This window comes from Mesorhizobium sp. M1A.F.Ca.IN.020.04.1.1 (assembly GCF_003997315.1).
GTDB lineage: Bacteria > Pseudomonadota > Alphaproteobacteria > Rhizobiales > Rhizobiaceae > Mesorhizobium.
Genome location: NZ_RZSN01000074.1, coordinates 1 through 26,290, shown reverse-complemented (window position 1 = coordinate 26,290; position 26,290 = coordinate 1). Strand labels below are relative to the sequence as shown.

Annotated in this window: 26 protein-coding genes; 20 read left to right on the top strand and 6 right to left on the bottom strand. The window is 63.5% G+C overall.

Features of this window, described 5'->3' with window-relative positions:
* From choW to EOA49_RS33975, 3 genes are all read right to left on the bottom strand, one after another.
* Window positions 1–814, bottom strand: an 814-nt coding sequence (gene choW / locus EOA49_RS16590) for a choline ABC transporter permease subunit (RefSeq protein ID WP_127243257.1), incomplete at its 3' end; no start/stop codon positions are given.
* A 121-nt stretch (window positions 815–935) separates the two neighbouring features.
* Window positions 936–1,871, bottom strand: coding sequence for a choline ABC transporter substrate-binding protein (locus EOA49_RS16585; RefSeq protein ID WP_127242184.1), 936 nt, complete (start codon window positions 1,869–1,871; stop codon window positions 936–938).
* Between the two features lie 23 nt (window positions 1,872–1,894).
* Entirely contained in the window at window positions 1,895–2,017 is a 123-nt protein-coding gene (locus EOA49_RS33975; protein ID WP_259979959.1) for a hypothetical protein, read from the bottom strand.
* Between the two features lie 87 nt (window positions 2,018–2,104).
* On the opposite strand from EOA49_RS33975, the gene EOA49_RS16580 reads away from it, so the two are divergent.
* The 9 genes from EOA49_RS16580 to EOA49_RS32655 all read left to right on the top strand — a co-directional run bounded on the left by EOA49_RS16580 (window position 2,105) and on the right by EOA49_RS32655 (window position 12,552).
* Complete coding sequence (locus EOA49_RS16580; RefSeq protein ID WP_127215405.1) at window positions 2,105–2,716, top strand: thymidine kinase; 612 nt, start codon at window positions 2,105–2,107, stop codon at window positions 2,714–2,716.
* A 334-nt stretch (window positions 2,717–3,050) separates the two neighbouring features.
* Entirely contained in the window at window positions 3,051–4,139 is a 1,089-nt protein-coding gene (locus EOA49_RS16575) for a hypothetical protein (protein WP_095801837.1), read from the top strand.
* A gap of 34 nt (window positions 4,140–4,173) precedes the next feature.
* Entirely contained in the window at window positions 4,174–5,319 is a 1,146-nt protein-coding gene (locus EOA49_RS16570) for a hypothetical protein (protein WP_127215404.1), read from the top strand.
* A 24-nt stretch (window positions 5,320–5,343) separates the two neighbouring features.
* The gene (locus tag EOA49_RS16565; RefSeq protein ID WP_127241734.1) at window positions 5,344–7,254 is read left to right on the top strand and encodes an ATP-binding protein; all 1,911 of its coding nucleotides are present in this window, start codon (window positions 5,344–5,346) and stop codon (window positions 7,252–7,254) included.
* A 102-nt stretch (window positions 7,255–7,356) separates the two neighbouring features.
* Window positions 7,357–7,773, top strand: coding sequence for a DUF559 domain-containing protein (locus EOA49_RS16560; RefSeq protein ID WP_164746948.1), 417 nt, complete (start codon window positions 7,357–7,359; stop codon window positions 7,771–7,773).
* Between the two features lie 109 nt (window positions 7,774–7,882).
* Window positions 7,883–9,190 (top strand): DUF6638 family protein, encoded by a 1,308-nt coding sequence (locus EOA49_RS16555; protein WP_095823294.1) that lies wholly within the window; start codon window positions 7,883–7,885, stop codon window positions 9,188–9,190.
* A 15-nt stretch (window positions 9,191–9,205) separates the two neighbouring features.
* Window positions 9,206–10,330 carry a DUF2333 family protein gene (locus EOA49_RS16550; RefSeq protein ID WP_127241736.1) on the top strand — a complete coding sequence of 375 codons (1,125 nt, stop codon included), beginning with the start codon at window positions 9,206–9,208 and terminating at the stop codon, window positions 10,328–10,330.
* Window positions 10,331–10,704: 374 nt separating this feature from the next.
* A complete protein-coding gene (locus tag EOA49_RS16545; protein WP_067326468.1) occupies window positions 10,705–12,384 on the top strand; it encodes a formate--tetrahydrofolate ligase in 1,680 nt (559 codons plus the stop codon).
* Between the two features lie 18 nt (window positions 12,385–12,402).
* Window positions 12,403–12,552 (top strand): hypothetical protein, encoded by a 150-nt coding sequence (locus EOA49_RS32655; protein ID WP_156751097.1) that lies wholly within the window; start codon window positions 12,403–12,405, stop codon window positions 12,550–12,552.
* A gap of 5 nt (window positions 12,553–12,557) precedes the next feature.
* Here the strand turns inward: EOA49_RS32655 and EOA49_RS16540 are convergent, their stop codons facing one another.
* Entirely contained in the window at window positions 12,558–13,199 is a 642-nt protein-coding gene (locus EOA49_RS16540; RefSeq protein ID WP_067326464.1) for a cysteine hydrolase family protein, read from the bottom strand.
* A gap of 127 nt (window positions 13,200–13,326) precedes the next feature.
* On the opposite strand from EOA49_RS16540, the gene EOA49_RS16535 reads away from it, so the two are divergent.
* Window positions 13,327–14,310 carry a helix-turn-helix domain-containing protein gene (locus EOA49_RS16535; protein ID WP_127243256.1) on the top strand — a complete coding sequence of 328 codons (984 nt, stop codon included), beginning with the start codon at window positions 13,327–13,329 and terminating at the stop codon, window positions 14,308–14,310.
* On the opposite strand, the gene EOA49_RS16530 is transcribed toward EOA49_RS16535, so the two are convergent.
* A complete protein-coding gene (locus EOA49_RS16530) occupies window positions 14,297–14,854 on the bottom strand; it encodes a sugar O-acetyltransferase (RefSeq protein WP_067326458.1) in 558 nt (185 codons plus the stop codon). The genes EOA49_RS16535 and EOA49_RS16530 overlap by 14 nt on opposite strands.
* A 133-nt stretch (window positions 14,855–14,987) precedes the next feature.
* On the opposite strand from EOA49_RS16530, the gene EOA49_RS16525 reads away from it, so the two are divergent.
* The 5 genes from EOA49_RS16525 (at window position 14,988) to EOA49_RS16505 (ending at window position 21,407) form a co-directional block, all read left to right on the top strand.
* Window positions 14,988–15,449 (top strand): DUF4126 domain-containing protein, encoded by a 462-nt coding sequence (locus EOA49_RS16525; RefSeq protein WP_127241985.1) that lies wholly within the window; start codon window positions 14,988–14,990, stop codon window positions 15,447–15,449.
* Window positions 15,446–16,822 carry an FAD-containing oxidoreductase gene (locus EOA49_RS16520; RefSeq protein WP_127241984.1) on the top strand — a complete coding sequence of 459 codons (1,377 nt, stop codon included), beginning with the start codon at window positions 15,446–15,448 and terminating at the stop codon, window positions 16,820–16,822. Before EOA49_RS16525 ends, EOA49_RS16520 begins: the two co-directional genes overlap by 4 nt.
* Window positions 16,823–16,974: 152 nt before the next feature.
* Window positions 16,975–18,030 (top strand): succinylglutamate desuccinylase/aspartoacylase family protein, encoded by a 1,056-nt coding sequence (locus EOA49_RS16515; protein ID WP_095823299.1) that lies wholly within the window; start codon window positions 16,975–16,977, stop codon window positions 18,028–18,030.
* A 234-nt stretch (window positions 18,031–18,264) separates the two neighbouring features.
* The gene (locus EOA49_RS16510; RefSeq protein ID WP_095801838.1) at window positions 18,265–20,454 is read left to right on the top strand and encodes an anthranilate synthase; all 2,190 of its coding nucleotides are present in this window, start codon (window positions 18,265–18,267) and stop codon (window positions 20,452–20,454) included.
* Window positions 20,455–20,459: 5 nt separating this feature from the next.
* Entirely contained in the window at window positions 20,460–21,407 is a 948-nt protein-coding gene (locus EOA49_RS16505; RefSeq protein ID WP_095801702.1) for a cation diffusion facilitator family transporter, read from the top strand.
* 262 nt (window positions 21,408–21,669) lie between these two features.
* On the opposite strand, the gene EOA49_RS16500 is transcribed toward EOA49_RS16505, so the two are convergent.
* On the bottom strand, window positions 21,670–22,752 hold the full coding sequence (locus tag EOA49_RS16500) for a hypothetical protein (RefSeq protein ID WP_095801839.1): 1,083 nt from the start codon (window positions 22,750–22,752) through the stop codon (window positions 21,670–21,672).
* A 107-nt stretch (window positions 22,753–22,859) separates the two neighbouring features.
* On the opposite strand from EOA49_RS16500, the gene EOA49_RS16495 reads away from it, so the two are divergent.
* The 5 genes from EOA49_RS16495 to EOA49_RS16475 form a co-directional block, all read left to right on the top strand.
* Entirely contained in the window at window positions 22,860–23,294 is a 435-nt protein-coding gene (locus tag EOA49_RS16495; protein ID WP_067326442.1) for a DsrE family protein, read from the top strand.
* Between the two features lie 83 nt (window positions 23,295–23,377).
* Window positions 23,378–24,163: an SDR family oxidoreductase gene (locus EOA49_RS16490; protein WP_095823303.1), complete on the top strand. Its 786-nt coding sequence runs from the start codon at window positions 23,378–23,380 to the stop codon at window positions 24,161–24,163.
* Between the two features lie 52 nt (window positions 24,164–24,215).
* Window positions 24,216–24,527 (top strand): putative quinol monooxygenase, encoded by a 312-nt coding sequence (locus EOA49_RS16485; protein WP_095823304.1) that lies wholly within the window; start codon window positions 24,216–24,218, stop codon window positions 24,525–24,527.
* A 69-nt stretch (window positions 24,528–24,596) separates the two neighbouring features.
* Window positions 24,597–25,700 carry an AbrB family transcriptional regulator gene (locus tag EOA49_RS16480; RefSeq protein WP_127241731.1) on the top strand — a complete coding sequence of 368 codons (1,104 nt, stop codon included), beginning with the start codon at window positions 24,597–24,599 and terminating at the stop codon, window positions 25,698–25,700.
* Between the two features lie 40 nt (window positions 25,701–25,740).
* A partial coding sequence (locus EOA49_RS16475; RefSeq protein WP_245460696.1) for an SDR family NAD(P)-dependent oxidoreductase occupies window positions 25,741–26,290 on the top strand: 550 nt, incomplete at its 3' end.

Sequence of the window (26,290 nt, the reverse complement as noted above, 5' to 3'; positions counted from 1 at the left end):
GCACGATGGCGAGCACGACGATGGCAAGGCCTGCTTCAAGCCCGAGGTCGATCTTGCGGGAGCCCAGCGCGCGGTTGATTTCGGTGCCCAGACCGCCGGCGCCGATCAGCGCCGCGAACACCACCATCGACAGCGACAGCATGATCGACTGGGTCAGCCCCGCCATGATCGTGGGCAGCGCCGAGGGCAATTCGACCTTCCACAGAAGCTGGTTCTTGGTGGCGCCGAAGGACTCGCCCGCCTCGATGATCGCCTTGGGCACCGAGACGATGCCGAGATGGGTGAGACGCACCGCCGTCGGGATGACGAAGATGATGGTGACGATGAGGCCAGGCGCGTTGCCCAGCCCGAAAAGCGTCAGCACCGGGATCAGGTAGACGAAGGTCGGCAGCGTCTGCATCAGGTCAAGCACCGGCAGCATCACGCGGTAGACCTTCGGCTTGTGCGCCGCCCAGATGCCGAGCGGCACGCCGATCGCCATTGCCATGGCGGCGGCGGCCACCACCAGCACCAGTGTCTGCACCGTCTGCTTCCAGAGGTTCTGGTTGATGATGAAGATGAGGCCGATGAAGACGCCGATGGCGAGTGGCCGCGAGCGTTGCAGGAACCAGGCGATGACGGCGACGACCAGCGCCAGCAGCACCGGCGGCAGCATCAGCAGGAGGTCCACCGCCCCGTCGAGGATGAAGTTCAGGCCGTTCGAAAAGGCCCTGAAGACGGTGTCGAAATTTTCGGTGAGGAAGCCGAAGAAGGCCTTGCCCCATGGACCTATGGGAATCTTGTAGGCGACCAGAAATTTCGAGATCGGATCCATCTTTCCCCTCTTTGGTCCTTGCCGCCCCTGCCGAGCGGTCACCTTCTCACAGCATATGAAAAAGGGCAGCCTTTTCCAGCGGCTGCCCCTTTCCGGAGATCATGCCGGACTCAAAGCCGGCTCAGCTCCCAAGCGCAGTCTTGATGGCCGCAGCCGCATCGCCGCCGTCGAAGGTGGTCACGCCGGCGATCCAGGGCGCGATCGCGTCCGGATGCTTCTTCAGCCAGTCGGTGGCGACCGTCTGGGCATCGCCGCCTTTCAGGATCGCGTCCATCATCTCGCCTTCCATATCGAGATTGAATTTCAGGTTGGAGATGAACTTGCCGGCATTCGGGCACTCGGCGGTGTAGCCCTTGCGCGTGTTGGTATAGACGGTGGCGGCGCCGAAACCGCTGTCGCCCATCCCTTCGAGATAGGTGATCTTCATCGCGCCCATCACCGGATGCGGCGTCCAGCCGAGGAAGGCGATCCACTCATTGTTCTTCATCGACTGCTCGGCCTGCGTCAGCATGCCGGCTTCCGAGGACTCGACCAGCTCGAAGCCTTCGAGATTGTCCTTCGGGTTCTTGATCATGTCGAGGATGATGCGGTTGCCGTCATTGCCGGCCTCGATGCCGTAGATCTTGCCGTTGAACTTGTCCTTGAACTTGCCGAGATCGGTCAGCGTCTTGACGCCCGCATCCGCGACATAGGTCGGCACGACGATGCCGTAGCCGGCGCCGGTCAGGTTGGTGCTTACCGTCTCGACCGAGCCGTCGGCGGTATAGTCCTTGATGTCATTGGTCATCGACGGCATCCAGTTGCCGAGAAAGACGTCGAGGTCCTTGTTCTTCAGCGACGCATAGGTCACCGGCACCGAAAGCTGGATCACCTGCGGCTCGTAGCCGAGCGCGGTGAGCAGCACCGAAGCCAGCCCGGTGGTTGCCTGGATATCGGTCCAGCCGACATCGGACAGTCGCACGGCCTTGCAGCTCGCCGGATCGCCGGCATAGGCCGCGGTCGTGGACAGAAGCGCCGCCAGCCCGAGGCCGGCGACGAAGGATTTCATACGCGACATGAACTTTCTCCCATTGCGGTTTTTTAAAGCGGCGCGAAGTCACGGTTCTTGCGCCCGCCTTGTTTCGCCAGCCAAACACCATTTTGATGCGGTTTCAAGCGGTTCCACACCGCGATCAACGGCGCGCGCTTGCCATTCAGCGACATGCCGCGCTTTCCGGCGGGCCCGCTTTTTTGGTGGAAGGAGCCCGCGGCCCCTTCCCCGCCCCGCAGCAATTGAGCTTAAACACCCATATGGCCAAGCTCTACTTCAACTACGCAACGATGAATGCCGGCAAGACGACGATGCTCCTGCAGGCATCCTACAACTATCGCGAACGCGGCATGACGACGATGCTGTTCGTCGCCGGCCATTATCGCAACGGCGACAAGGGACTGATCTCGTCGCGCATCGGTCTCGAGACCGAGGCCGAGATGTTCCGTGACGGCGACGATCTCTACGCCCGCGTCGCCGAGCATCATGAGCACGCCACCGTGCATTGCATATTCGTCGACGAGGCGCAGTTCCTCGAGGAGGAGCAGGTCTGGCAGCTGGCCCGCATCGCCGACCGGCTGAACATCCCGGTCATGTGCTACGGCCTGCGCACCGATTTCCAAGGCAAGTTGTTTTCCGGCTCGCGCGCGCTGCTCGCCATCGCCGACGATCTGCGCGAAGTGCGCACCATCTGCCGCTGCGGCCGCAAGGCGACGATGGTCGTTCGCCTCGGTCCCGACGGCAAGGTGGCAAAGCAAGGCGAGCAGGTGGCGATCGGCAAGGACGTCTATGTCTCGCTCTGCCGCCGGCACTGGGAAGAGGAAATGGGCAGGGCTGCGCCCGACGACTTCATCGGCTTTGCCCGCAACTGAGACGGGGAGCCTCGCGACTTCCGACTAAGTTGGGCAATCGCTGCCATGCGCCGGCTGATGGCCGCTTGATTGCCACGATTCGGCACAACAGATTTGCACACTCCCCAGCGCCGCAGCTTGTCCGCAAAAACAAGAGCTTAAGGCATACCAGCTAAAGCTGCCTGAAGGCGGCGCGCATTACTCCGGCATGAGCATGCTTGCCTTATCTTTCAAGGACCTGGCCAATTCTTTTGTTTTGCCACGTCTCCCTGTCTTCCTTCTTTCAATCCCTTGAGCCCCCACATATATTCGGCGACGTGCGACACGAAACCGGATGCCGAAGCGGGAGGCCCCTATGGCGACGTTGCAGAATTTCGATGCCGAAATTGCCAAGACCAAGCAGGTCGTCGAGGACATGCGCACCAAGATCGAGCAGTCCGGAACCGTGCTCGACACGCTGGCGCAGGCCGACAGGAAGATCGGCGATGCCAATTTCGACCTCGAGAACGCCCGCATCGAGGACGTGCTGAAACAGCAGAAGGTCATGGAAGGCAATATCGCCGACCTGATCATCGGGCTGGAGGACGCCACCAATGTCTTCGGCGCCGAATTCGAGAGCATGAAGAGCTACACCGGCTGGGAAAATCTCGTCGGCGTCTTCTCCGAGCAGCGCAAGCAGCGCATGCGCACCGACCGAGTGCGCAACATGTCGCTCGCCGGCAATTTGCAGGAGCTGCTGGCGAAATCGGACACCATCGTCGGCATCCTGAAAGCCCAGAAGCAGATCCTCGACCAGCGCTACAAGACCTCCGAAGCTAGCCTGTCGCAGGTGATCGAGCGCCGCAAGGCGACTATGACCAATCTCGAGGCGGTGCAGAAACGCATCGAGGAACTCAACCCGATGCTGCTCGACATCGAGAACAAGATCGCCGCCTCGACCAGCCAGAAGGAACGCACCCAGCTCGAGGGCGAGCGTTCGAAGATGGCGACCGAGTACAACGAGAAGCAGGCCAAGGAGCAGGAGCTGCTGGCCGAAAGCCAGACGCTGGAGCGCTACACCTCGATGTTTCAGACGTTTGTCGATTCCCTCAACAACCAGATCGCCGCGCAGTCGACGCTGATCAACAAGCTGACAATCGACACCGAGCAGCGCATCGTGCTCTACAAAGCTCTGGAAGACTCGCTGAAGACGGCCGCCCAGCAGGACGTTGCCCACAAGATCAACACGCTGGGCAGCCAGGTCGACAACACGGCCGAGGAGACGATGGCCGGCATCGGCGCCGCTTCGCAGAAGCACATCGGCGATCTCTTGGAGATGCACGAGAAGAATATGGTGGCCACCGCCGACATCCAGCGCCGCAAGAAACTCGCCGACGACGCCTTCGCCCGCCGCTTCGACGAGGTGATGAAGAAGCACAATTCGGCGAACTACGTGCAGCAGTAGGCGGTGTGACGGCATTCTTCGACACGGCGGTGCCATGACCCCCGAAAATGAAGCGGCGGCGCGCTACTTCTTCGCCATCACCGCAGCGCTGAGCGGGCTCGAACTGTTCATGCGCGACGATCGCTCGCCGCTCTACCGGCACGGCATCGTCGCCAAGATCGTCGCCGAATACATCGCCCGGCTGGAAAACTCATTCGACTGCTGGCGCAACCGGCTGGGCTTCATGGATACGTTCCGCATTTCGCGCGCCGACAGCGGCTATCCGGTGTTCCAGAATCTGCTCGAATTGGAGAACGACCGCCGACAGGCAGATAGCCGGTTGGCCAACATTCCGCAGGCCGGCGAGTTGCGCGAGGAGATGGCCGACTTCATCCTGCGCCACAAGGAATTGCCTGTGGCGCTGCAAAGGTCGATGGCCGAGCGGCTCTATCTGGAGGGTGTCAAGAGCGAGACCACCTTCGGTCCGTTCACCCTGGCGCAGACGGCCAAAGTCTCGGTCAATCCGAAGACCATGCGGCCTTACTACCTCGTCCACTGGGCCTCGTTCGACGGCAGCGCCAACCTGCCGCTGATCTATATGGTGACGGTCGAGGACTCCTCCGAGAGCATGGTGCGACAGCTCGTCGACGCGAACGGCAAGCTGAACGAGAAGATCGACATTCCGCTTCCTGTCGATGGCCTGCTCAACCCCGAGCTTGCCCACCGCTTCGACGATTTCACCGAGAAGAATTCCGCCTACACGCTGTCGCCGGCGACCATCGCGGTCAATCTCGACAAGGATTTCGAGCCGCTGCACCCGAAGCAGTTGCGGCGCGTCGTGCTCGGCCCGTTCTATTCGGCCGGGATCACCGAGAACAATTCGACCGTTACCGAGGTTCTGGCCAAGGTGCGCAAGCCGGAGAACGCCTGGTTGCTCACCTGGACCATCCAGGAAGTCTTTTCCAAGTCCGAGAAGCCCGGCCGCAAGGGGCTGTTCTCCAGCGAAAAGTCTACGCAGGAATTCTTCATCAACACCGACGACCTCGAAGCGGCGCGCCAAGGCGTCTCCAGCTACGAGAACCACGCGCTGATCCCGCACGAGGCCTATCAGGCGCTCTATGCCGCGGGCGAAGCGCAGAAGATCTTTTCCGGCTACAAGGTCCACATCCTGTCCAAAGGGCAGGTCATCAGCGATGTGTGACCGTCGAATCGCGGAGTATCCGTAATGGACACCGGGCTGACCACGATCTCGGAATCGACAATCGAAAAGCATCGCGCCACCGCGCAGAGCTTCATCACCCGCATCGTCGTGCTGGAGGATCCATCGCGCGAGTCCGGCACCGCGCTCGCCGGCACCAACCGGCGCTTCGTCTCGACCGTCTCGGCCGGTTCGGTGCGCCGCACGCGCGAGGTCGAACTGTCGAAAACGGTCGCCGCGATCCATCCCGACGACCAGCTGATGAGCATCCCCCAGCACATGCTTCTCTACCGCGCCCGCCGCGGCCTGGCGATCGCGCTGGCCATATCGGATGTCTTTGCCGAAGGATCCGATCTCGAAAGCCTGCAGGCCAAGAACGCGCGTGCCCCGCTCGAAGGCGACGAGGCGGCGACATTCAAGAAGCTGCTGTCGGCCTCCGCCTACGTTTCGGCTTTCAGCTTCGCCTCCTACCTGTTCCAGCTGATCGATAGCGACGGCGAGGCGCCGAACGACAGTCCCGAACCCGACTTCCTGTTCGACACGCCGCAGGACGCGGTGAAGTCGATCGTGGCCGGCCTCGACAAGGCGATTGCCGGCTCCAAGGACGATGCCGATCTGATGACCAGGGCGCGCGCATTCGCCCGCGTCGCCATCGACGGGCTGCTCGCGCGCAAGGGGCGCTTCGACGGCATCGGTCCGTTCGAGAACGCGCATATCCGCATTGATGCCGACGACTTCACCCTCGACGGTTTCGACGTCGCGCCCGGCAAGCGCTTGAAGCCGCTGGTGATGACCTTCAAGAAGCCGGAAGAGGTCGTCGGCAATCACATCGCCAAATACCAGTCGGTGAAGCTCGCCAAGATGCTGATGGCCTATGATTTCGAACGCGAGCTGAACCCCTTCGTCGAGCTCGGCGGCTTTCTGTTCACCTTCATCGGCGACGGCGCGCCAGGCACCGGCAAGACGACGCTGATCCAAATGATCGCCGGCCTCCTCAACAACTATTGTCAGGTGGCCGGCTATCCCTTCGTCTACGAGAATTTCGGCGTCGACCAGATTTCTTCCTACCAGGGCAAATCCGGCCAGAACTGCCGGCAGTTCATCAACAATGTGCTCAATCCGCGGGCCATCGGTTTCGGCACCATCGACGACATCGACCAGGTGGCGGCGCGCCGCTCCGATGACCGCGCATCCGCCGGTCAGCAGGAGATCACGGGCGTCCTCATGGACGCATTCGCCGGCGCTTCCACCGTGGTGCGCGGCAACTGCTCCTTCGGCATGTTTTCCAATTACCCCGAAAATGTCGACGATGCGCTGCGCCAGCGCGCCGGCGCCCGCTGGCTGGTCGACGGCCCGCAGAGCCGCGACGACTACATCGATATCTTCGTGCTGCTCGCCGGCAAGAACCACAAGATCCCGCTGGGCAAGCACGAGCTCTATGCCGCGCAGGAAATCCAGCGCGCCGTGACTGCGGCTTATGAGGAGCACGAGAAGCCGCAGGAAGACGGGCTGATGAAGGTCTATGAGCGCTATATGAAGGAGAACGGCGCGCCGAAGACGATGGCCGATATCGGCACCTACCTGCACATGATCAAGAATGCCGAGCCGCGCTTCACCGGCCGCGCCATCAAGAATGTGACCGACGCCATCAAGATGCGCGCCATGGATATCGAGCTGCCGGACGACTGGTTCGAGAAGCCGGAAGCCTTCATGCACAAGAGCTACGACGACAAGAAGGCGATGATCGAGGAGTTGCGCGGGCCGTTCTCGATGGACATGGTCATGCAGGAGATCAACCGCTACGCCGATTCCGAATTCCGCTACTCCGACAAGTCCGACGACGCGGCGGTCGAGAAGCTTTTGCGCGACGCGCGGCTCCGCGAACGCGCCGCGCGCGAGATGGAGGAGCTGAAGAACAAGGGGCTTTGGAATGCGTAGGCTTCCTTCGCTGCCCGCAAGTGCGGAAGGATGTGGTGCCAACGTCGGCGCCTCCCTCTCCCCGTCCTTCACGGGGAGAGGGTAAGGGTGAGGGGCAGCGCCGTGTGTGGACCAGAAGTCGCTACAACGAAACGGGCAAGACGCCTCCGGCAGTCGGATAACGACGCGGAAACAGCTCTTTGGATGGAACTGCGCGACAGACGATTGAATGGCCATAAGTTTGTGCGGCAGTTTCCGATAGGCAATTATTTCGCTGATTTTGCCTGCAGGGAGTGCCAGCTCGTTGTCGAGGTCGATGGCAGCCAGCATGCAGGCAACAGCTACGACCAGATCAGGGATCGCTTCCTGGTCTCAAACAATTGGTCCGTTCTCCGCTTCTGGAATGTCGATGTCTTGAAGAAGCGGGATGAGGTGCTCGAAACCATACTTGCTGCGATCGAATGCCGTCTCGATCGTCTGATCGAGACGCACGAGCTTCGATTCATTGCTGCCAGCGGCTACGGGGAGACAAATCTTTGATCGTTGGCGCCGCCCCTCACCCTTACCCTCTCCCCGTCAAGAACGGGGAGAGGGGGGCGTCGGCGTTGCCGCTTCGCCTTTCGAGGCTACATCCGTCGGACCTTTGCCAATGACCCGTCCCGCCAAAAAGCCCGACCTTCTGCGCGACAACGAGCTGATCTACGGCAGGCTGCTCGTCGTCGATGAACCGCATCTCATCCAGCGCTACAACAAGGCTCTCGTCGCCTTCGGCCTCGAGCCGACCAAGCTGACGAGCTTCCAGATCGACCGCACTGGTTTCTCGCCCGAGGTGGCCGAGGAATGCGGCGACTACGGCTATCTCGATCCCAACGAGGTCAACCGGCGCTTCATCATCCTGACGCCGTCGCAGATCGATCTGCCGGTCGTGCACACCGCCTTCTCCAACACCTCGCAGCTGATGTTCGAGTTCATGTCCAAGAACCAGCGCGCCATCGACGCGCTGACCATCAAGGACGTCATCTACGGCGAGATCGAGGACTCCGTCCCCAAGGTCGACGACATCGAGGACCTGCTGTCGATCAATCAGGTCGAGTTCAAGGTATTGTCGGCCGAGGACGTGCTCGGCAAGGCGGCCGAACTCGGCAAGCTGGTCGACCGGCTGAAGCAGGAACCCGACGCCTGGCGCGACAACGCCATGCTCGAGCGCATGGTCGGCCTCGCCAAGGTCTGCGGCGACATCCGCGAGAACGCGCTGGTGCCCGATCAGGTGATCTTCCGCCACAACGCCTACTGGACCAGCCATTTCGGCGGGCTCTACGTCTTCGTCGACCCCGACATGACGACGGTGATCAGCGATCCGGCTGCGCCCGGCTTCCGCCGCTCGCGGCCCTGGCAGGTGAGCTATCTGTCGATCAACGACGCCGACAAGGTATTCCGCTTCCTCGCCGCCACGGGCCGTCTTGACCTGCCGCGCGCTTCCTGGATCGAGACCTCGGGCTATCTGGAGCACCGCGCCGAGATGGTGGTGAGGGCGCTGATCCGCGATGCCGAGCCCAACCGCAACCTGACGGACGTCGACAAGGTCTGGCTGCAGACCTGGATCCACAGCCATGCCGACCTGATTGCCAGCGACGGCAATTTCCCTTTCCTCAACGCCGCCAAGCGCGAGATCGCCCAGTTCGGCCACCTGAAGCTTGAAGATGTGCCGCCGCGCCAGCGCTTCCTGGTTGTGCGCGCCAAGCCCGATCATCCCGATGCCTGGCTCACCAATCAGTTGATCTCGGATTTCGTGCCGCAGGACTTCGTCTCGCGCTACGTCTTCAATAAACCGGGCTTCTACAAGGACTTCGACGGCTTCAGCGATGCATGGCGATCGCATGTTGTGGACGTTCTGAAAACCACATATTTGAAGGACAAGGCGGCATTCCGCGCGCGCCTTTACGGCTTGACGGACTGAGGGGGGACGAGAGCCATGCTTGATCCGATCGTGAATTTCTTCACCCGGATTTTCCAGTGGATCGGCCGCGGCATAGGATTCGTCGTCGGCATTATTCTCTGGCCGTTCATATGGGCCGGCCGCTGGTACGGCCAGCGCGGCTGGATCCTGAAGGCGGTGGTCGGCCTTGCCTTGCTGGTTTTGATCGGCCTTTACGCCAACTTCTTCTACGCCACCCAGTGGTGGAACAATTTCGACCCGAACTATCCCGACAAATACACCTTCGAGAAGCGCAGCGTCTCGGCCGGCGAGCAGGTCTCCGCCGGCGCTGGCACCGACACCGCCAAGACCTGCGGCAACTCAGGGATAGCCCAGGTGGCTGCCGATCTGACGGACTTCAACGTCAACCAGAATGCCTGGGTCTCCTCGATGATCCTTTACAAGCTCGGCTTGTTCGGCATCGACTGGGACCATACGCCGTGGATGGACAACAAGGCCTCCTTCCAGCGCGGCATCAACCAGGGGGTCCGGCGCACCGCCACCGAGCTTGCCGACAATCTCGGCCGCGTGCGCACCACCTCGCAGATCGACGCCGACCTGCAGGATGCACGCGGCAATCTGCAATTCGACGAAGAGACCTGGTATTTCGGCCTCAACCCGTTCGGCCCCAAGACGCCGACGCCGAGCTACTACCGCGACGCGGTGCGCAAGCTGCGCTCCTTCAACGCTCGCCTTGCCAGCTGTCAGGCGACGTTCGATGCCCGCGCCGACAATCTGAAGCAATATATCGACCGCATCGCCAGCGACATCGGCTCGACCTCCGCGATCTTGAAGGAGCGCGCCGAGAACCATAATGACGGCTGGTTCGACTTCCGCGCCGACGACCGCTTCTGGTTCGCCTATGGCCAGCTCTACGCCTATTACGGCCTGATGAAAGCGGCGCAGGCCGACTTCGAGGACGTGATCAAGGAAAAGCACCTGCAGAATTTGTGGGACACCATGGACGCGCAATTCGTCTCGGCACTGCGCATCCAGCCCTTCATCATCGCCAACGGCCGCGAGGACGGCTGGCTGCTGCCAACGCATCTGACGACCATGGGCTTCTATATCCTGCGCGTGCGCTCCAACATGGTCGAGATCAGCAACGTGCTCAGCCAATAGCGCTGCTGCCACCGCAGGACGGTGGCGGATTTGCGTCGTCGCTTCTGTCGCATTCCGTGCATTGCGCGGCTGTTTTGAGACGGCGGAACGATCCCTGCTCTGGCTTCTATACGCTCGCAACGACCGGGCGCCAAAGACCCTTGGGAAGGTCGGCCGGGAACGTAATTTCTTTACAGGAAACATAGTTGCATGAAAGTTGACGCCGTGACAGCGACAGGGTTAGAACATGCCCTCGCGTCCGGGCGGAAACGCAGAACCGCCCTGTTTCCTCGTTTTAACGCAATTCCGGACGGCAGACCGTCTCACACTTTTCCTGGAATTGCTGTAGTGATCGAACCCCCCCCCTCCACCGCCCAATCCAGAGGAAAGCCGTCATGGCCGAAGTGAAGTCCGACATCGAGATCGCGCGCGCCGCCAGGAAGAAACCGATCCAGGAGATCGGCGCCAAGATCGGCATCCCTTACGAGCACCTGCTGCCCTATGGCCACGACAAGGCGAAGGTCTCGGCCGAATTCATCAAATCGGTGCGGGGCAACAAGGACGGCAAGCTGATCCTCGTCACCGCCATCAACCCGACGCCTGCCGGCGAAGGCAAGACGACCACTACGGTCGGCCTCGGCGACGGCCTGAACCGCATCGGCAAGAAGGCGATCGTGTGCATCCGCGAAGCCTCGCTCGGCCCGAACTTCGGCATGAAGGGTGGCGCCGCCGGCGGCGGCCTGGCCCAGGTGGTGCCGATGGACGATATGAACCTCCACTTCACCGGTGACTTCCACGCCATCACCACGGCCCACAACCTGCTTTCGGCGCTGATCGACAACCACATCTACTGGGGCAACGAGCTCGGCATCGATACCCGTCGCGTCGCCTGGCGCCGCGTCATGGACATGAACGACCGGGCGCTGCGCGAGATCATCTGCTCGCTGGGCGGCGTCGCCAACGGCTTCCCCCGTGAGGCCGGCTTCGACATCACCGTCGCTTCGGAAGTCATGGCGATCCTGTGCCTTGCCACCGACCTCAAGGATCTTGAGAAGCGCCTCGGCGACATCATCGTTGCCTACCGCCGCGACAAGTCGCCGGTCTATGCCCGCGATCTCAAGGCCGACGGCGCCATGGCCGTGCTTTTGAAGGACGCCATCCAGCCCAACCTGGTGCAGACGCTGGAGAACAACCCGGCCTTCGTGCATGGCGGCCCGTTCGCCAACATCGCGCATGGCTGCAACTCGGTCGTCGCCACCACGACGGCGCTGAAGCTTGCCGACTACGTCGTGACCGAAGCCGGCTTCGGCGCCGACCTGGGAGCCGAAAAATTCTTCGACATCAAGTGCCGCAAGGCCGGGCTCCAGCCGGCGGCCGCCGTGATCGTCGCCACCGTGCGCGCCATGAAGATGAATGGCGGCGTCAAGAAGGAAGATCTCGGCAAGGAAAACATCGAAGCGGTCAAGAAGGGCTGCCTCAACCTCGGCCGTCACATCGAGAACGTGAAGCAGTTCGGCGTGCCGGCGGTGGTGGCGATCAACCACTTCACCACCGACACCGACGCCGAAATCCAGGCGATGAAGGACTTCGTCAAGGCGCAGGGCGCCGAGGCGATCCTGTGCAAGCACTGGGCTCAAGGCTCGGCCGGCATCGAGGACCTGGCGAAGAAGGTTGTCGAGATCGCCGAATCCGGCGCCTCGCAGTTCTCGCCGCTTTACCCGGACGAGATGCCGCTGTTCGAGAAGGTCAACACCATCGTCAAGCGCATCTATCGCGGCGACGAGGCGATCGCCGACAAATCGATCCGCGACCAGCTGCATGCGTGGGAACAGGCAGGCTACGGCAATCTGCCGGTCTGCATGGCCAAGACCCAGTACTCCTTCTCGACCGACCCAAACCTGCGCGGCGCGCCGACCGGCCATACCGTGCCGGTGCGCGAGGTCAGGCTCTCGGCCGGCGCCGGCTTCGTCGTCATCATCTGCGGCGAGATCATGACCATGCCCGGCCTGCCCAAGTCGCCCTCCTCGGAGAAGATCTTCCTCAACGAGCAGGGCCAGATCGAGGGCCTGTTCTAGGCAGCGTTAGGAGCTGAAATGACGAAGGGCGCCGCACTGCTGCGGTGCCCTTTTTCTTTCGGCGTTGGTGCGGCTAAAGCAATTCCAGGAAAGTGTGAGCAGTTTTCCGTCTGGAATTGCGTCAAAAACAAAAAGCCAGAGCATTTCGCCGTTTCCGTGAAACGGTGAAATGCTTAGGCAGCGTTCCGCTTTAGCGCCCGCTGGTTCGACGCATAGATCGTGTCGCGCTCCGGCAGGGCGCCGGTCTTCAGGCAATCGATCCATTCGGCGGTCTTGAGCACCGCGGCGAAGCGCGACTGCAGCACCACGCTCACCACGCGATGGATGTCTTCGGCAGACGCGTAGCCGGCGCTGTTGGCGTAGGGAACCGAGCCGCTGGCATCCGAGAGGAACTCGACCGCAAAGCCCAAATGCACCGCATGGATGATGGTCGACAGGTCGCAATTATGCGTCATGTAGCCGACGACCGCGATCGTATCGATGTGGTTGGCGCGTAGCCAGTTCTCGAGGTCGGTGCCTGTGAAGGCGGAGGGCAGCGTCTTCTCGACATAGTGGTCGCGGGCGCGCCCGGCGATCTCGGGATGCAGTTCGCCGCCATGGCTGCCCTTGGCGAAGATCGGCGAAGTCTCCGGCGCCATCTGCTTCACGACAACGACCTTGATGCCGGCAGCAGTGGCGGCGTCCATGGCGCGCGCCACGTTGGCGACGCTGTCGGCGAAGGGCGGATGCTGGATGGCGAGATTGCCGCCATTGTAGTCGTTCTGGACATCGACGACGACGAGTGCGCGGCGTGGCTGGGTGGCTGGTGCTGACATGGCGGTTCCTTTCGAGCGGGTTGATAGGTGGCGAAGCTAGGCCGAACATCTATTCCCAGAAAGTGGCCCCATTGACATTATTCGAAAGAATTGGGACACTCTTTGCCGTAACCTGGTGATGTCTGCCATGCGCAATCCGATCGTCGCCGTCGTCGCCTTCGACGGCATCAGCCCGTTCCACCTTTCCGTGCCTTGCCTGGTCTTCGGCGCGGACCGCACCAAGCTCGGCCTGCCGCGCTTCGACTTCCGCGTTTGCGCGGCGGAGCAAGGACCTATCCATACCGATGCCGGTTTGAGCATTTCGGTCCCGCACGATCTTTCGGCGCTCGACCAGACCGACATCGTCATCATCCCAAGCTGGAAAGATCTCGATGCTCCTCTGGCAGCGCCGCTCAAGCATGCGCTCGAACGGGCACATAAGCGCGGCGCGCTGATCGTCGGCCTCTGCCTCGGCACCTTCGCCATCGCCGCCGCCGGACTGCTGGCGGGACGCAGGGCCACCACGCATTGGGCCTATACCGACCAGTTGCAGACGCTGCACCCCGATATCGCCGTCGATGCCGACGTGCTCTATGTCGATGAAGGCGACATCGTTACCTCGGCCGGCGTCGCCGCCGGGCTGGACTGCTGCCTGCACATTGTGCGCGCCCGCTACGGCGCCGAGGCAGCGCTTCGGCTCGCCCGCCACGTCGTGCTGTCGCCGCACCGGCAGGGCGGACAGGCTCAGTTCATCGAGCGCCCGCTCGCGCCGACGCCAAACGCCGACCGGTTCACAAAGGCACTTGACGGGGTGCGGGCAACGCTTGGCGAAGCTCACACCCTGGACAGCGTCGCCGAAGCAGCTGGCCTCACCCGCCGCACCTTCACGCGTCGCTTCCAGAAGACGACCGGCACCAGCTTCGGCAGTTGGCTGGCCGAACAGCGCTTGGCTCTGGCGCAGAGGCTGCTGGAACAGACCGACAAATCGATGGACATGGTGGCCTTCGAGGCCGGCTTCGGCAGCGCCACGTCGCTGCGCCAGCATTTCGCGGCACGGCTCAGAACCTCGCCGATGCAGTACCGGCGCGAATTCTCGAAGGGCAGCGCACGGGTCGCCCTCAGCGGCGTGTAACCATCCGCGCCGGGTTGCCGACCACGGTCGCATTGGCCGGAACGTCGCGCGTCACCACCGCGCCGGCGCCGACGATGGCGCCTTCGCCGATGCTGACGCCGGCGAGGATCACCGCGCTGCCGCCGATCCACGCGTTGTCGCCGATCGTCACCGATTTGGCGATCTCCAATCCGGCCAGCCGCCCGGCGGCCTCGCGGTGATGCTCGGCGCAATAGATCTGCACATTGGGGCCAAGCAGCGTCCTCCTGCCGATCTTCACCGGAGCGGTATCGAGAATGGTGCAACCGGCGTTCAGGAAGGCGCCCTCGCCGAGAAACAGGTTGAAGCCGTAAGCGCAGTGGAACGGCGCCTCGATGCGCGCGCCCTCGCCTAGGCCGCCGAGCAGCGCTCGCAGTGTCGCGCCGATGTCGCCGCGCTGCCGGGGCGGCATGCTGTTGTGCTCGAACACTGCGTCGCGGGCGGTCACCCGCATCGCCTCCAGCTCCGGGTCGATGCAGCTGTACCATTCACCCGCCGCCATCTTCATGCGCTCGCTTGTCGTCATGGCTGCTCCTCCATTCCCGTCCCGCTGCCAAAGCACAATCCGCCCGACCGGAAAAGCCCATGGCCAAACGCCAGGCCTATGCTAGCTTGCCATCCGCGGAACCGTGCGGAGCTCCGAATTTGAGGGGATGATGATGCTCTACATTCTGGCATTGCTGATTGGCGTCGTCGCCGGCCTTCGCGCGATGACCGCGCCAGCGACCGTTGCCTGGGGTTCGTATCTCGGCTGGATCCCGGTTGCCGGCACCTGGGCAAGCTTCATGGGCCACTGGATCGCGGTCGGCATCTTCACCGTCCTGGCGATTGTCGAACTCGTCACCGACCAGTTGCCGTCGACGCCGAGCCGCAAGGTGCCGCAGCAGTTTGGCGCGCGCATCGTCACGGGCGCCTTCTGCGGCGCGGTGATCGGCGCCACGGTCGGCGCCACCATCGGCTGCCTCATCGCCGGCGCGATCGGCGCGGTGATCGGCACGCTGGGCGGCGCGGAAGCACGCGCAAGGATGGCTGCCGCCTTCGGCAAGGATCCGCCCGCCGCCTTCATCGAGGACGCGGTGGCGATCATCGGCGGCCTGCTGATCGTGGCGGCGGTAGCATGAGCGCGAAAAACTTCGACGCCATCGTCATCGGCGCCGGCCAGGCCGGCCCTTCGCTCGCCGGCCGGCTCGACGCCGCCGGCATGAGCGTTGCGCTGATCGAGCGCAAGCTTATTGGCGGAACCTGTGTCAACACCGGCTGCATGCCGACCAAGGCGATGGTGGCGAGCGCCTACGCCGCGCATCTTGCCCGCCGCGCCGCCGACTATGGCGTCGCGCTCTCCGGTCCGGTCGGGGTCGACTATCAAAGAATCAAGGCACGCAAGGACAAGGTGACCAATGACGCCCGCGGCAATCTCGAAAGCTGGATCGCGGGGATGAAGGGCTGCATGCTTTATCGCGGCCATGCCAGATTCGAATCCGCTAATACAGTGCGCGTCGGCGACGACCTGCTGACCGCGCCAAAAATCTTCCTCAACACCGGCGGCCGCGCCTCCGTGCCGGACCTGCCCGGCGTCAACGACGTCCCCTATCTCACCAACTCCTCGATGATGGATCTCGATGTGCTGCCCAGCCATCTGGTCGTCGTCGGCGGCAGCTATATCTCGCTCGAATTCGCCCAGATGTTCCGCCGATTCGGCTCCGAGGTCACGGTGATCGAGAAAGCGCCGCGGCTGACCGGCCGCGAGGACGAGGACGTCTCGGCCGCGATCCAGTCCATCCTCGAAAACGAAGGCGTCACCGTCCATGTCGGCGCGGAGGACATCGGCTTTGCCAGGCAGGACAACGGTATCGCCGTGACCTTCTCTGCCGGCAAGCCGCCGGCGGTCGGCTCGCATGTGCTGCTGGCGCTCGGCCGCGTCCCCAACACCGACGACCTCGGCCTCGACAAGGCCGGCGTCGAGGTCGACAAGCGCGGCTACATCGTCGTCGACGACCAGTTGCGCACCAATGTGCCCGGCATCTGGGCCATGGGCGACTGCAACGGCAAGGGCGCCTTCACCCACACCTCCTACAACGACTACGAGATCGTCGCCGCCAATCTGCTCGACAACGATCCGCGCAAGGTCAGCGACCGCATCGAGGCCTATGCGCTCTATATCGATCCGCCGCTCGGCCGCTGCGGCATGACCGAGACCGCTGTCAAGAAATCCGGCCGCCGCGCCCTTGTCGGCCAGCGGCCGATGACCCGTGTCGGCCGCGCCGTCGAAAAGGGCGAGACGCAAGGCTTCATGAGGATCCTGGCCGACGCCGACACCGGCGAGATCCTCGGCTGTTCGGTGCTCGGACCGGGCGGCGACGAGGCGATCCACTCAGTGCTCGACCTGATGTATGCCAAGGCGCCGATCTCGACGCTGGCGCGCGCCATGCACATCCACCCCAACGTCTCGGAGCTTCTGCCGACCATCGCCCAGGACTTGAAGCCGCTGGCGTAACGGCAGATCGCCGCTCCACGTCGGGGCTTCTCGATCTTGGCAAACAGTGCTCAAGGCGTCCGACGGTCGGCTTGCGCTATCGCGCGGGCGGACTGGACCACTGACACCCTGGCCGTAACCATGCATGTCTGGCCACCCACCGGAGGAACCCCATGCAAAAGACCATCGAGCGCATCGCAGGCGACAGCGAAGGCGTTGCTTATGAGTTCCCAGTTTTCCGCTTCGAGGGCACGGACAAGTCGGCGTCCTCGGCCTATCTGCAGGCGGCGCTTCATGCCGGAGAATTGCCAGGTGTCGTCGCCATCGACGCGCTGATGCCGATGCTTGCCAAGGCGGAAGCGGAAGGCCGCATTAGAGGCGCCATCACGTTGGTGCCCTGGGCCAATCCAATCGGTCGGGCGCAATACCATTTCGGCGAGCACCAGGGCCGCTTCAATCTCGGCACCCGCACCAACTTCAACCGTGCCTTCCCGCTGCTTGCCGCGCCGGACGCCAGGCTTTTAGCGGATGTCAACCTCGGCGGCGCCGACCGCCGGCTGAAGAAGCGGCTCGTCGAACTCTCGCTCGGCAACGACATCGTGCTCGATCTCCACTGCGACGATGAAGGCCTTGCCTATCTCTACATCCACACCAGCCTGTGGCCGCATATGGCCGACTGCGCGGCTGCGATGGGCATCGATGCCGTCCTGCTGTGGAGCGAGGACAGTAGCGGCACCTTCGAGGGCGCCTCGATCATGCCCTATCAAAATGTGCCTGCGAGCGTCGCGCGCTTCGACCGGCGCGTCGCCACCACGGTCGAATATCGCGGCATGCTGGATGTCGACAGCGGCTTGGCCGCCTCCGATGCCGCCGGCCTCTACCGCTTGCTGGTGACGCGCGGCGTCATCCAGGACCCTTCCGTCCCGAAGGCGAGCAGCTTCTCCGGCGCCGTCGTACCGCTGGAAAACATCGAGATGATGCCTTCGCCCAAGGCCGGCGCCATCCTTTACGACGTCAAGCCCGGCGACCGCGTCAACAAGGGCGACCGGCTGGCGACGATCGTCCATGCGCCCGGCGAAGCCGGCGGCCGCACCGAGGTGTTCGCGCCCCAGTCGGGTTTCATCCTGACCCGTCGTTCGCGCCGCATCATTCGCGCCGGCGAGGATCTTTTGAAGCTTGCCGGCGACAAGAGGAGCGCCGACGCGCGCTCCGGCACGCTGGAGGACTGACGGGCCGGCTTTACCGTTCGCGTGAAATCCAGTTGCGTGGGCCGTCATTCGCCGCTATGGGAGTCGCCATGAACATGCGTTCGAACAAGACCGTTTGGTGGTGGGCTCGCTGACAGCGGCCGGTTCGAACGCGCATGCGTGAAAATGAGGGTGGCCGCAGCGGAATGTCCGGGCGGCCATTTGTTTTCCAAGCCATTCCCGGGTCCGTTGCCCAAAACGCTGATGGAGACGGCAATGACGACTACAGTTCTGGACAACGGGGCGGAGCGCTTCGTCACCGCGGGCGGGGTGACGATCACCCGCGAACGCCATGACCAGCCCTATGAAGGCGCGATTGACGCCTATGTCGACGGCCTGAATTCCCGCCGCGGCGCGGTGTTCTCCTCGAACTACGAATATCCGGGCCGTTACACGCGCTGGGACACGGCCATCATCGATCCGCCGCTGGTGATCTCGGCGCGCGGCCGCGCCATGCGCATCGAGGCGCTCAACCAGCGCGGCGAAGTGCTGCTGCCGGTGATCGGCAAGGCGCTTGGCGAGCTGAGCGAGGTGGCGATTGCCGAGAGCTCGAAAAAGCTGATCCGCCTCGATGTCGCCAAGCCCGGCCGCGTCTTCACCGAGGAAGAGCGCAGCCGCGTGCCGTCCGTCTTCACGGTGCTGCGCGCCATCACGGCTTTGTTCAAGACTGCCGAGGACGCCAATCTCGGCCTTTACGGCGCCTTCGGCTACGATCTCGCCTTCCAGTTCGACCCGGTCGACTACAAGCTCGAGCGTAAGCAGAGCCAGCGCGACCTGGTGCTGTTCCTGCCCGACGAGATCCTCGTCGTCGACCACTATTCGACCAAGGCCTGGACCGACCGCTACGACTATTCCGGCGAAGGGTTTTCCACGGAAGGCTTGGCCCGCGATGCTCATGTCGAGCCGTTCAGGACCGCCGACCGCATCCCGCCGCGCGGCGATCACGAACCCGGCGAATATGCCAATTTGGTGCGCCGGGCGATGGAGAGCTTCAAGCGCGGCGACCTGTTCGAGGTCGTGCCTGGACAGATGTTCTACGAGCGTTGCGAGACCCAGCCCTCCGACATTTCCCGCAAGCTGAAGTCGATCAACCCCTCTCCCTATTCCTTCTTCATCAATCTCGGTGAAAACGAGTATCTGATCGGCGCCTCGCCGGAGATGTTCGTGCGCGTCAACGGCCGTCGGGTCGAGACCTGCCCTATCTCCGGCACCATCAAGCGCGGCGACGACGCCATCTCCGACAGCGAGCAGATCCTCAAGCTGCTCAACTCCAAGAAGGACGAGTCCGAGCTCACCATGTGCTCGGACGTCGACCGCAACGACAAGTCGCGCGTCTGCGAGCCGGGCTCGGTGCGCGTCATCGGCCGCCGCCAGATCGAGATGTATTCGCGCCTGATCCACACCGTCGATCACATCGAGGGACGGCTGCGCGAAGGCATGGACGCCTTCGACGCCTTCCTGTCACACGCCTGGGCGGTCACCGTCACCGGCGCGCCGAAGCTGTGGGCCATGCGTTTCATCGAGCAGAACGAGAAGAGCCCGCGCGCCTGGTATGGCGGGGCGATCGGCATGGTCAATTTCAACGGCGACATGAACACCGGGCTGACGCTGCGCACCATCCGCATCAAGGACGGTATCGCCGAAGTGCGCGCCGGCGCCACATTGCTTTTCGACAGCGTTCCTGAGGAAGAAGAAGCCGAAACCGAACTGAAGGCATCCGCCATGCTCTCCGCCATACGCGACGCCAAGACCGGCAACGCCGCAGGCACCGAACGCACCACCGCGCGCGTCGGCGACGGCGTCAACATCCTGCTCGTCGACCACGAGGACTCGTTCGTCCACACGCTGGCCAACTACTTCCGCCAGACCGGCGCCACTGTTTCCACCGTGCGCACGCCGGTGCCGGAAGAGGTGTTCGAGCGGCTGAAGCCCGATCTCGTCGTGCTCTCCCCCGGCCCGGGTACGCCGAAGGATTTCGATTGCGCCGCGACCATCAGACGAGCGCGCGCCCGCGACCTGCCGGTCTTCGGCGTCTGTCTTGGCCTGCAGGCGCTGGCCGAAGCCTATGGCGGCGAGTTGCGGCAGTTGCACATTCCGATGCACGGCAAGCCCTCGCGCATCCGTGTCTCGAAGCCGGGCATCATCTTCTCGGGGCTGCCCAAGGAAGTGACCGTCGGCCGCTATCATTCGATCTTCGCCGATCCGGTGCGCCTGCCCGAAGGTTTCGTGGTGACGGCCGAGACCGAGGACGGCGTCATCATGGCCTTCGAGCACCGCAAGGAGCCGATCGCCGCCGTTCAGTTCCACCCGGAATCGATCATGACGCTCGGCCACAATGCCGGCATGCGCATCATCGAGAACATCGTTGCGCATCTGCCGCGCAAGGCCAAGGAAAAGGCTGCCTAGCAACGATGGCCGCGGTGGAAGACACGGCGACGGCGGCCGCAAGAGCCGCCGCGAAGCGCAAGATCGCCAGCCTCGCTTTCTGGTCGATCGTCATCGCCTTCCTGGTGATGGGGCTGAAATTCGTTGCCTGGCAGATGACCGGCTCCGTGGCCCTCTATTCCGATGCTTTGGAATCCATCGTCAACGTCATCACTTCAGCAGCCGCTCTCTGGGCGATCCGCATCAGCCATAAGCCCGCCGATAGCGACCATCCCTTCGGCCATCACAAGGCCGAGTATTTTTCTGCGGTGCTCGAGGGTGTTCTGATCGTCGTTGCGGCGCTGCTGATCATCGCCAAGGTGTGGCAATCGCTGCAGAATCCCGCGTCGCTCGAACAGCCCTGGCAGGGCTTAGCGATCAATGCCGGCGCGGCGCTCGTCAATGCCGTCTGGGCATTCGTGCTGATCCGCAACGGCCGCAGCGAACGATCGCCGGCCCTGGTCGCCGACGGCCAGCACATCATGACCGACGTGCTTACCTCGGTCGGCGTCATCGTGGGCCTTGTCGCCGCGGTGATGACTGGATGGCATATCCTCGACCCGCTGCTTGCGCTTCTTGTTGCGCTGAACATTCTCTATCAGGGCTGGAAGCTTACCGGAGAGTCGCTGAGCGGACTGATGGATCGTGCCGTCGACACCCAGGAGCACATGCAGATCCGCGATATCATCTCGGCCAATTCGAAGGGTGCGCTGGAGGTGCATGACCTGAAAACCCGCATCGCCGGGCGAGCGACCTTCATCGAGTTCCACCTCGTCGTCGACGCCGACATGACGGTCGGCGCCAGCCATGTCATTTGCGACCGCATCGAGGACGCGCTGAAGGCCGAGATCCCCTCGGTGCGCGTCACCATCCATGTCGAGCCGGACGACGAGGCGAAGCTGCCGAAAGGCACAACGGCGGTGCCTTTCGCCTGAAGCGATTTCCAGGCACGCCTTGGAAAATTGGCCGGGCCTCCGCGGTGTCGTCATCCCTGGAAGAAGCAGGAGCGAAGCTCCATCGCCGAGACCCCTGGGATCCATGCCGTGGCCTTGGCCGAAGCATGCAGCGAAGCAGAGTTCTGCACCGTTTCAACGCTTTAGCATAACGGCATGGATCCTATGGCTGCGCGCGTCGCTTCCCTCCTTGCTCCGCATAGGATGACGAAGCGCCACACTTTAGAGTGACGAAGTGGCACACTCACGGCGTGCAGGCCGACTGCGGCATCGGATTGAGTCTGTACACCTTGTCGTCGGACGTGGTCTTGCCGCCCGCCATCTTCGAGCAGAGGTCGACGATGGCGAGCGCATTGTTGGGGTTGGCCAGCAGCATCGTGCCGCTGGCGCCCCGCTTGAGAAAAATCTCCTTCTGCGAGATGTCGCAGGCAAAGTCGCTCATCTTGGAGCTGGCCGAGCAGCGCCACTGATCGGCCTCGCCCTGGCAGGAATAGGTCTGCGTAACCTTGGCCTCTTTCTGCCTGGTCGTCACCGAGATGGCGATGTCGGCGCCGTCTGGCCAGTTGGCGGCATCGCCACCGGCGGCAAAGGAAGCGAGCTCGATCGGCCCGCGGAAGACGCGGATCGACTGCGTCATCTGGTCCGGATGGGATTTCAGATGCGCGTCGTCATAGTCGCGGCCGTAGCAGAAGGGCTGGTCCGGCTTCAGCCGCTCGCGCAGCGGGGCCCCGATCGCCGGGTCGATCGGATCGATGCGCGCGAACTCCGCCTTGCAGGTGTCGGCCGGCATCGGATCGAGACGGAAATTATCGTCTTCGCTGCCCAGCGCCTGCTCGTTGTATTTCGCCTTGCCGAGATCCTCCTCCGCGCCGGCGTCGAGATAGACGTCAGGCTGCACGTTGGAGAGGATCAGCCGGCCCTTGTCGTCGACTTTCAGCGAGGCCAGCGTGCGGTCGCATTCCATGCCGCAGCGGATGCCGCTCGCCTTGTCGCTCGGATCCTCCTTGTTGCACCAGCCAGCCGCCCATTCCGGCTTCTTGGCGCCGCGCACCGTGGTGGTGAGAAAGCCGTTATAGGCAGCGTCGGACATCGAGCTCGGCTCCTCGTTCGGCCGGCTGGCCGGATCGTGGCCATGGTAGAAGAAGATGCGCGCCACCTTCTGGTGCGGATGCGCCTTGAGATGGGCGGCATCATAGACCCGGCCGAAGCAGACGTCGGCGCCGTTCGGGCTGAGTTCGGTCAGCTTGGGGGCATCATCTGCGAGCGCCGCGCCGGCAATGAACAGGGCGGCACCCAGCACCGCACCTGCCACCATCCTCGACGTCATGTGATCCTCTCCTCGCACCGACAGGACGTGATTGCGATTCATGCTAGTCTAGGCACGAAGGCTGGGCCACGCAAACTTGCGAGAGCCGCCGGATCGAGGAGGATGCGATGCTGCGCCGTGACGTTTTCCGCGCCGGTCTTGCCGGAGTGGGCGGTTTTTTCGGTCTGCGACAGGCGAGCGCCGCCGCCGGCGAAGACAGGCTGAAGGTCGCCTACCATCTCAGCGACGCCGACAAGGTCAACTTCGTCCTCGGCAACATCAAGAACCACTATGAGGGCACCGGCGGCAATGTCGAGGTCGTGCTGGTCGTGCACGGGCGGGCGCTTGCGGCCTTCAAGGCAAAGAGCGCTTCCGGCGCGACCTCCAGCCGCTTTGCCGGCCTCGTCCAGCAGGGACTTGTTCCGCAGGCCTGCAGCAACACCATGCATGGCATGGACATCGCACTGACCGACCTGCTTGCCGGCTTCCAGGTCGCGGAGAAAGGCGGCGTGGTCAAGCTCGCGGAGCTGCAGCGCCAGGGCTATGTCTATCTGCGGCCCTGAATTCGCGCCCTGATCTTGCCTTGACTTGAACACCTGGCCGGGAAGCGTCTACCAATTGCCAGCGCAATCCTGGAGATATCGACGTGCCAACTGACCCGACCACGCTTGTCATTCCCGATCTTGCCGGCAAGGCGGTGCTGGTCACCGGCGCGTCGACCGGGATCGGAGCAGCCCTCGCCCTCGCCTATGCCCGGCAGAAATGCCGCGTTGCGCTGCATTACAACTCAAGCCGGGAAGCCGCCGAAGAGCTCGCCAAAACCATCCGCGACGACGGCGGCGAGGTGTTCTTGACGCAGGGCGATTTTTCGGTTCCCGCCGACGTCGAGCGCGTGGTCGAGGGGAGCGCTGAACATTTCGGCCGGCTCGACGGGCTGGTCAACAATGCCGGCGGCATGCTCGGCCGCGTTGCCTATGCCGAGCAGACCGAGGCCCATTACGATGCGGTGATGGATCTCAACGCGCGCTCGGTGCTGACGGCCTCGCGCAGAGCGATCCCATGGCTGAAGCGCCAGGGCGGCTTCATCATCAACACCACCTCGATCGCCGCCCGCAACGGCGCCGGCGGCGGCGCCGGCCTCTATGGCTCGTCCAAGGCCTTCGTCTCCAACGTGACGCGCGGCATGGCCAAGGAGCTGATCGGCTTCGGCATCCGCGTCAACGCCGTGGCGCCCGGCACCATCCTGACCCCGTTCCACGAGCGCTATTCCACCGCCGAGCAGATGAAGGGCATGGTCGCCACCATTCCGCAGGGTCGCGCCGGAAGGGCCGAAGATTGCGTCGGCGCTTACCTGTTCCTGTCTTCCGACCTCTTGAGCGGCTACATCATCGGCCAGGTGATCGAGGTCAATGGTGGCCAGTTGATGCCGTGAGCTGGCGATTGCATACTCAGCTCAGCGTGCAACCTGGAGGGAGAGGAAGTGAATGTTCGGACTGATCGGCAAGATGCGGGCGGCACGCGGCCAGCGCGATGCAGTCATGGACGTGCTGCGTGAGACGACCGGTGCGCTGCCCGGCTGCCTGAGCTACATCATCGCCACCGACCCGGCCGATGCCGACGCGATCTGGGTCACCGAAGTGTGGACCGATCAGGCAAGCCATAAGGCGTCCCTGCAACTGCCCGAAGTCCAGGCGGCAATCGCCAGGGCGCGTCCTTTCATCGCCGGCTTCGAATTCCAGGTCGAGACCCATCCTGTCGGCGGCTTCGGCCTTCCGGCCCCCGAGAAGGGCAGCTGAGCGCGAGACCGTCGCCAACGGCATTTCCGCGGGGTTCGCATTTGTCCGTGCCCGGGCTAAGAGCCGGATATGGACTCTTCATCAGAAGGACCGTCACTGGAGCAACCGTCTGTTCAACGCATGACGCGATTGCGCCCGCTGCAGCAGTGGCTGGCGCTGGTGGTGCTCTCGCTGCTCTTTGCCGGCGCGCTGGAATTGGCCGCCTTGCCTGCGGCGCTGCTGATCGGCCCGATGCTTGCCGCGATCCTGGCCGGCACCAACGGCGCCACGGTGCGCGTACCCCGCGCGCTGTTCGGTTCCGCTCAGGCCGTGGTCGGCTGCCTGGTGGCGAATTCGATCTCGGTCGACATATTTCCGGTCTTCTACGCCGAATGGGCGCTCTTCTTCGGGATGGTGGTGGCGACGCTCACCGCCTCCAGCCTGCTAGGCTGGCTGATCAGTCGCTGGCGCATCCTGCCCGGCACCACGGCGGTCTGGGGTTCCTCGCCGCGCGCCGCCACCGCCATGGTGCTGATGGCCGGCGCCTTCGGTGCCGACCAGCGCCTCGTCGCCTTCATGCAATATCTGCGCGTCATCTTCGTTTCGGTGACGGCGGCGCTCGTCGCCAAGATGTGGGTCGACACGTCGGGCGTCGAAGTGCCGCCCATCATCTGGTTTCCGCCGATCGATCCATTGGCCTTTGGCGCCACCCTTGGCATCGCGGTCGTCGGCGGCCTGCTCGGCAAGCTGCTCAGACTGCTCTCGCCCTTCTTCCTTGGCACCTTCATCTTTGGCGCGGTAATCCATCTCGGCTTCAGCGTGCCGATGCAATTGCCGCCCTGGCTGCTGGCCGTCAGCTACGCCATGGTCGGCTGGTCGATCGGGCTGAACTTCACCCGGCCGATCCTGCGCCACGCGGCACGCGCCCTGCCGCAGATCATCGCCTCGATCGTAGCGCTGATCGCCTTCTGCGGCGGCATGGCTTTCGTCATCAGCGGCGTGCTCGGCATCGATCCGCTGACCGCCTATCTGGCGACCAGCCCCGGCGGCATGGACAGCGTCGCCATCATCGCCGCCGCCGCGCAGAACGTCGACATCTCCTTCGTCATGGCGCTGCAATCGGCCCGTTTCCTCGTCGTGCTGCTTGTTGGGCCAAGCGTCGCCAAGCTTGTGGCGCGAAACGTCAGGGACTGATCCGCGCTACCAAGTGCATGGAGAAGCAGAGGAATTGGCCATGAACCGTCGTTTGAATGCTGTCGATCTCTCTGGCCGCGTCGGGGTCGTGACGGGCGGCGCGCAAGGCATCGGCCTTGCGGTCGCCCGACGCCTGCTGTCGTCGGGCGCAAGCGTCGCCATCTGGGACATCGACCAGGCCGCGATGGCGAGCGCTGTGGCCGAGCTTGCTCCCTTGGGCCGGGTCGATGCCTTGCTTTGCGACCAGTCGCAGATCGAGGCCGTCGACCGCGCCGCAATCGAGACCGAGCAGGCGCTCGGGCCTGTCGATCTCCTTGTCAACAATGCCGGCATTGCCGGGCCGGCCGCGACCGTGGTGGACTATGACCCCGCCGCCTGGCGGCAGATCATCGAAATCGACCTCAACGGCGTCTTTTACTGCTGCCGACGTCTGGTGCCCGGCATGATCGCGCGCAACTACGGCCGCATCGTCAATGTCGCTTCCGTGGCCGGCAAGGAAGGCAATCCCAACGCCGCCGCCTATTCGGCCGCCAAAGCCGGCGTGCTTGCGCTGACCAAGTCGCTCGGCAAGGAACTCGCCGGTCTCGACA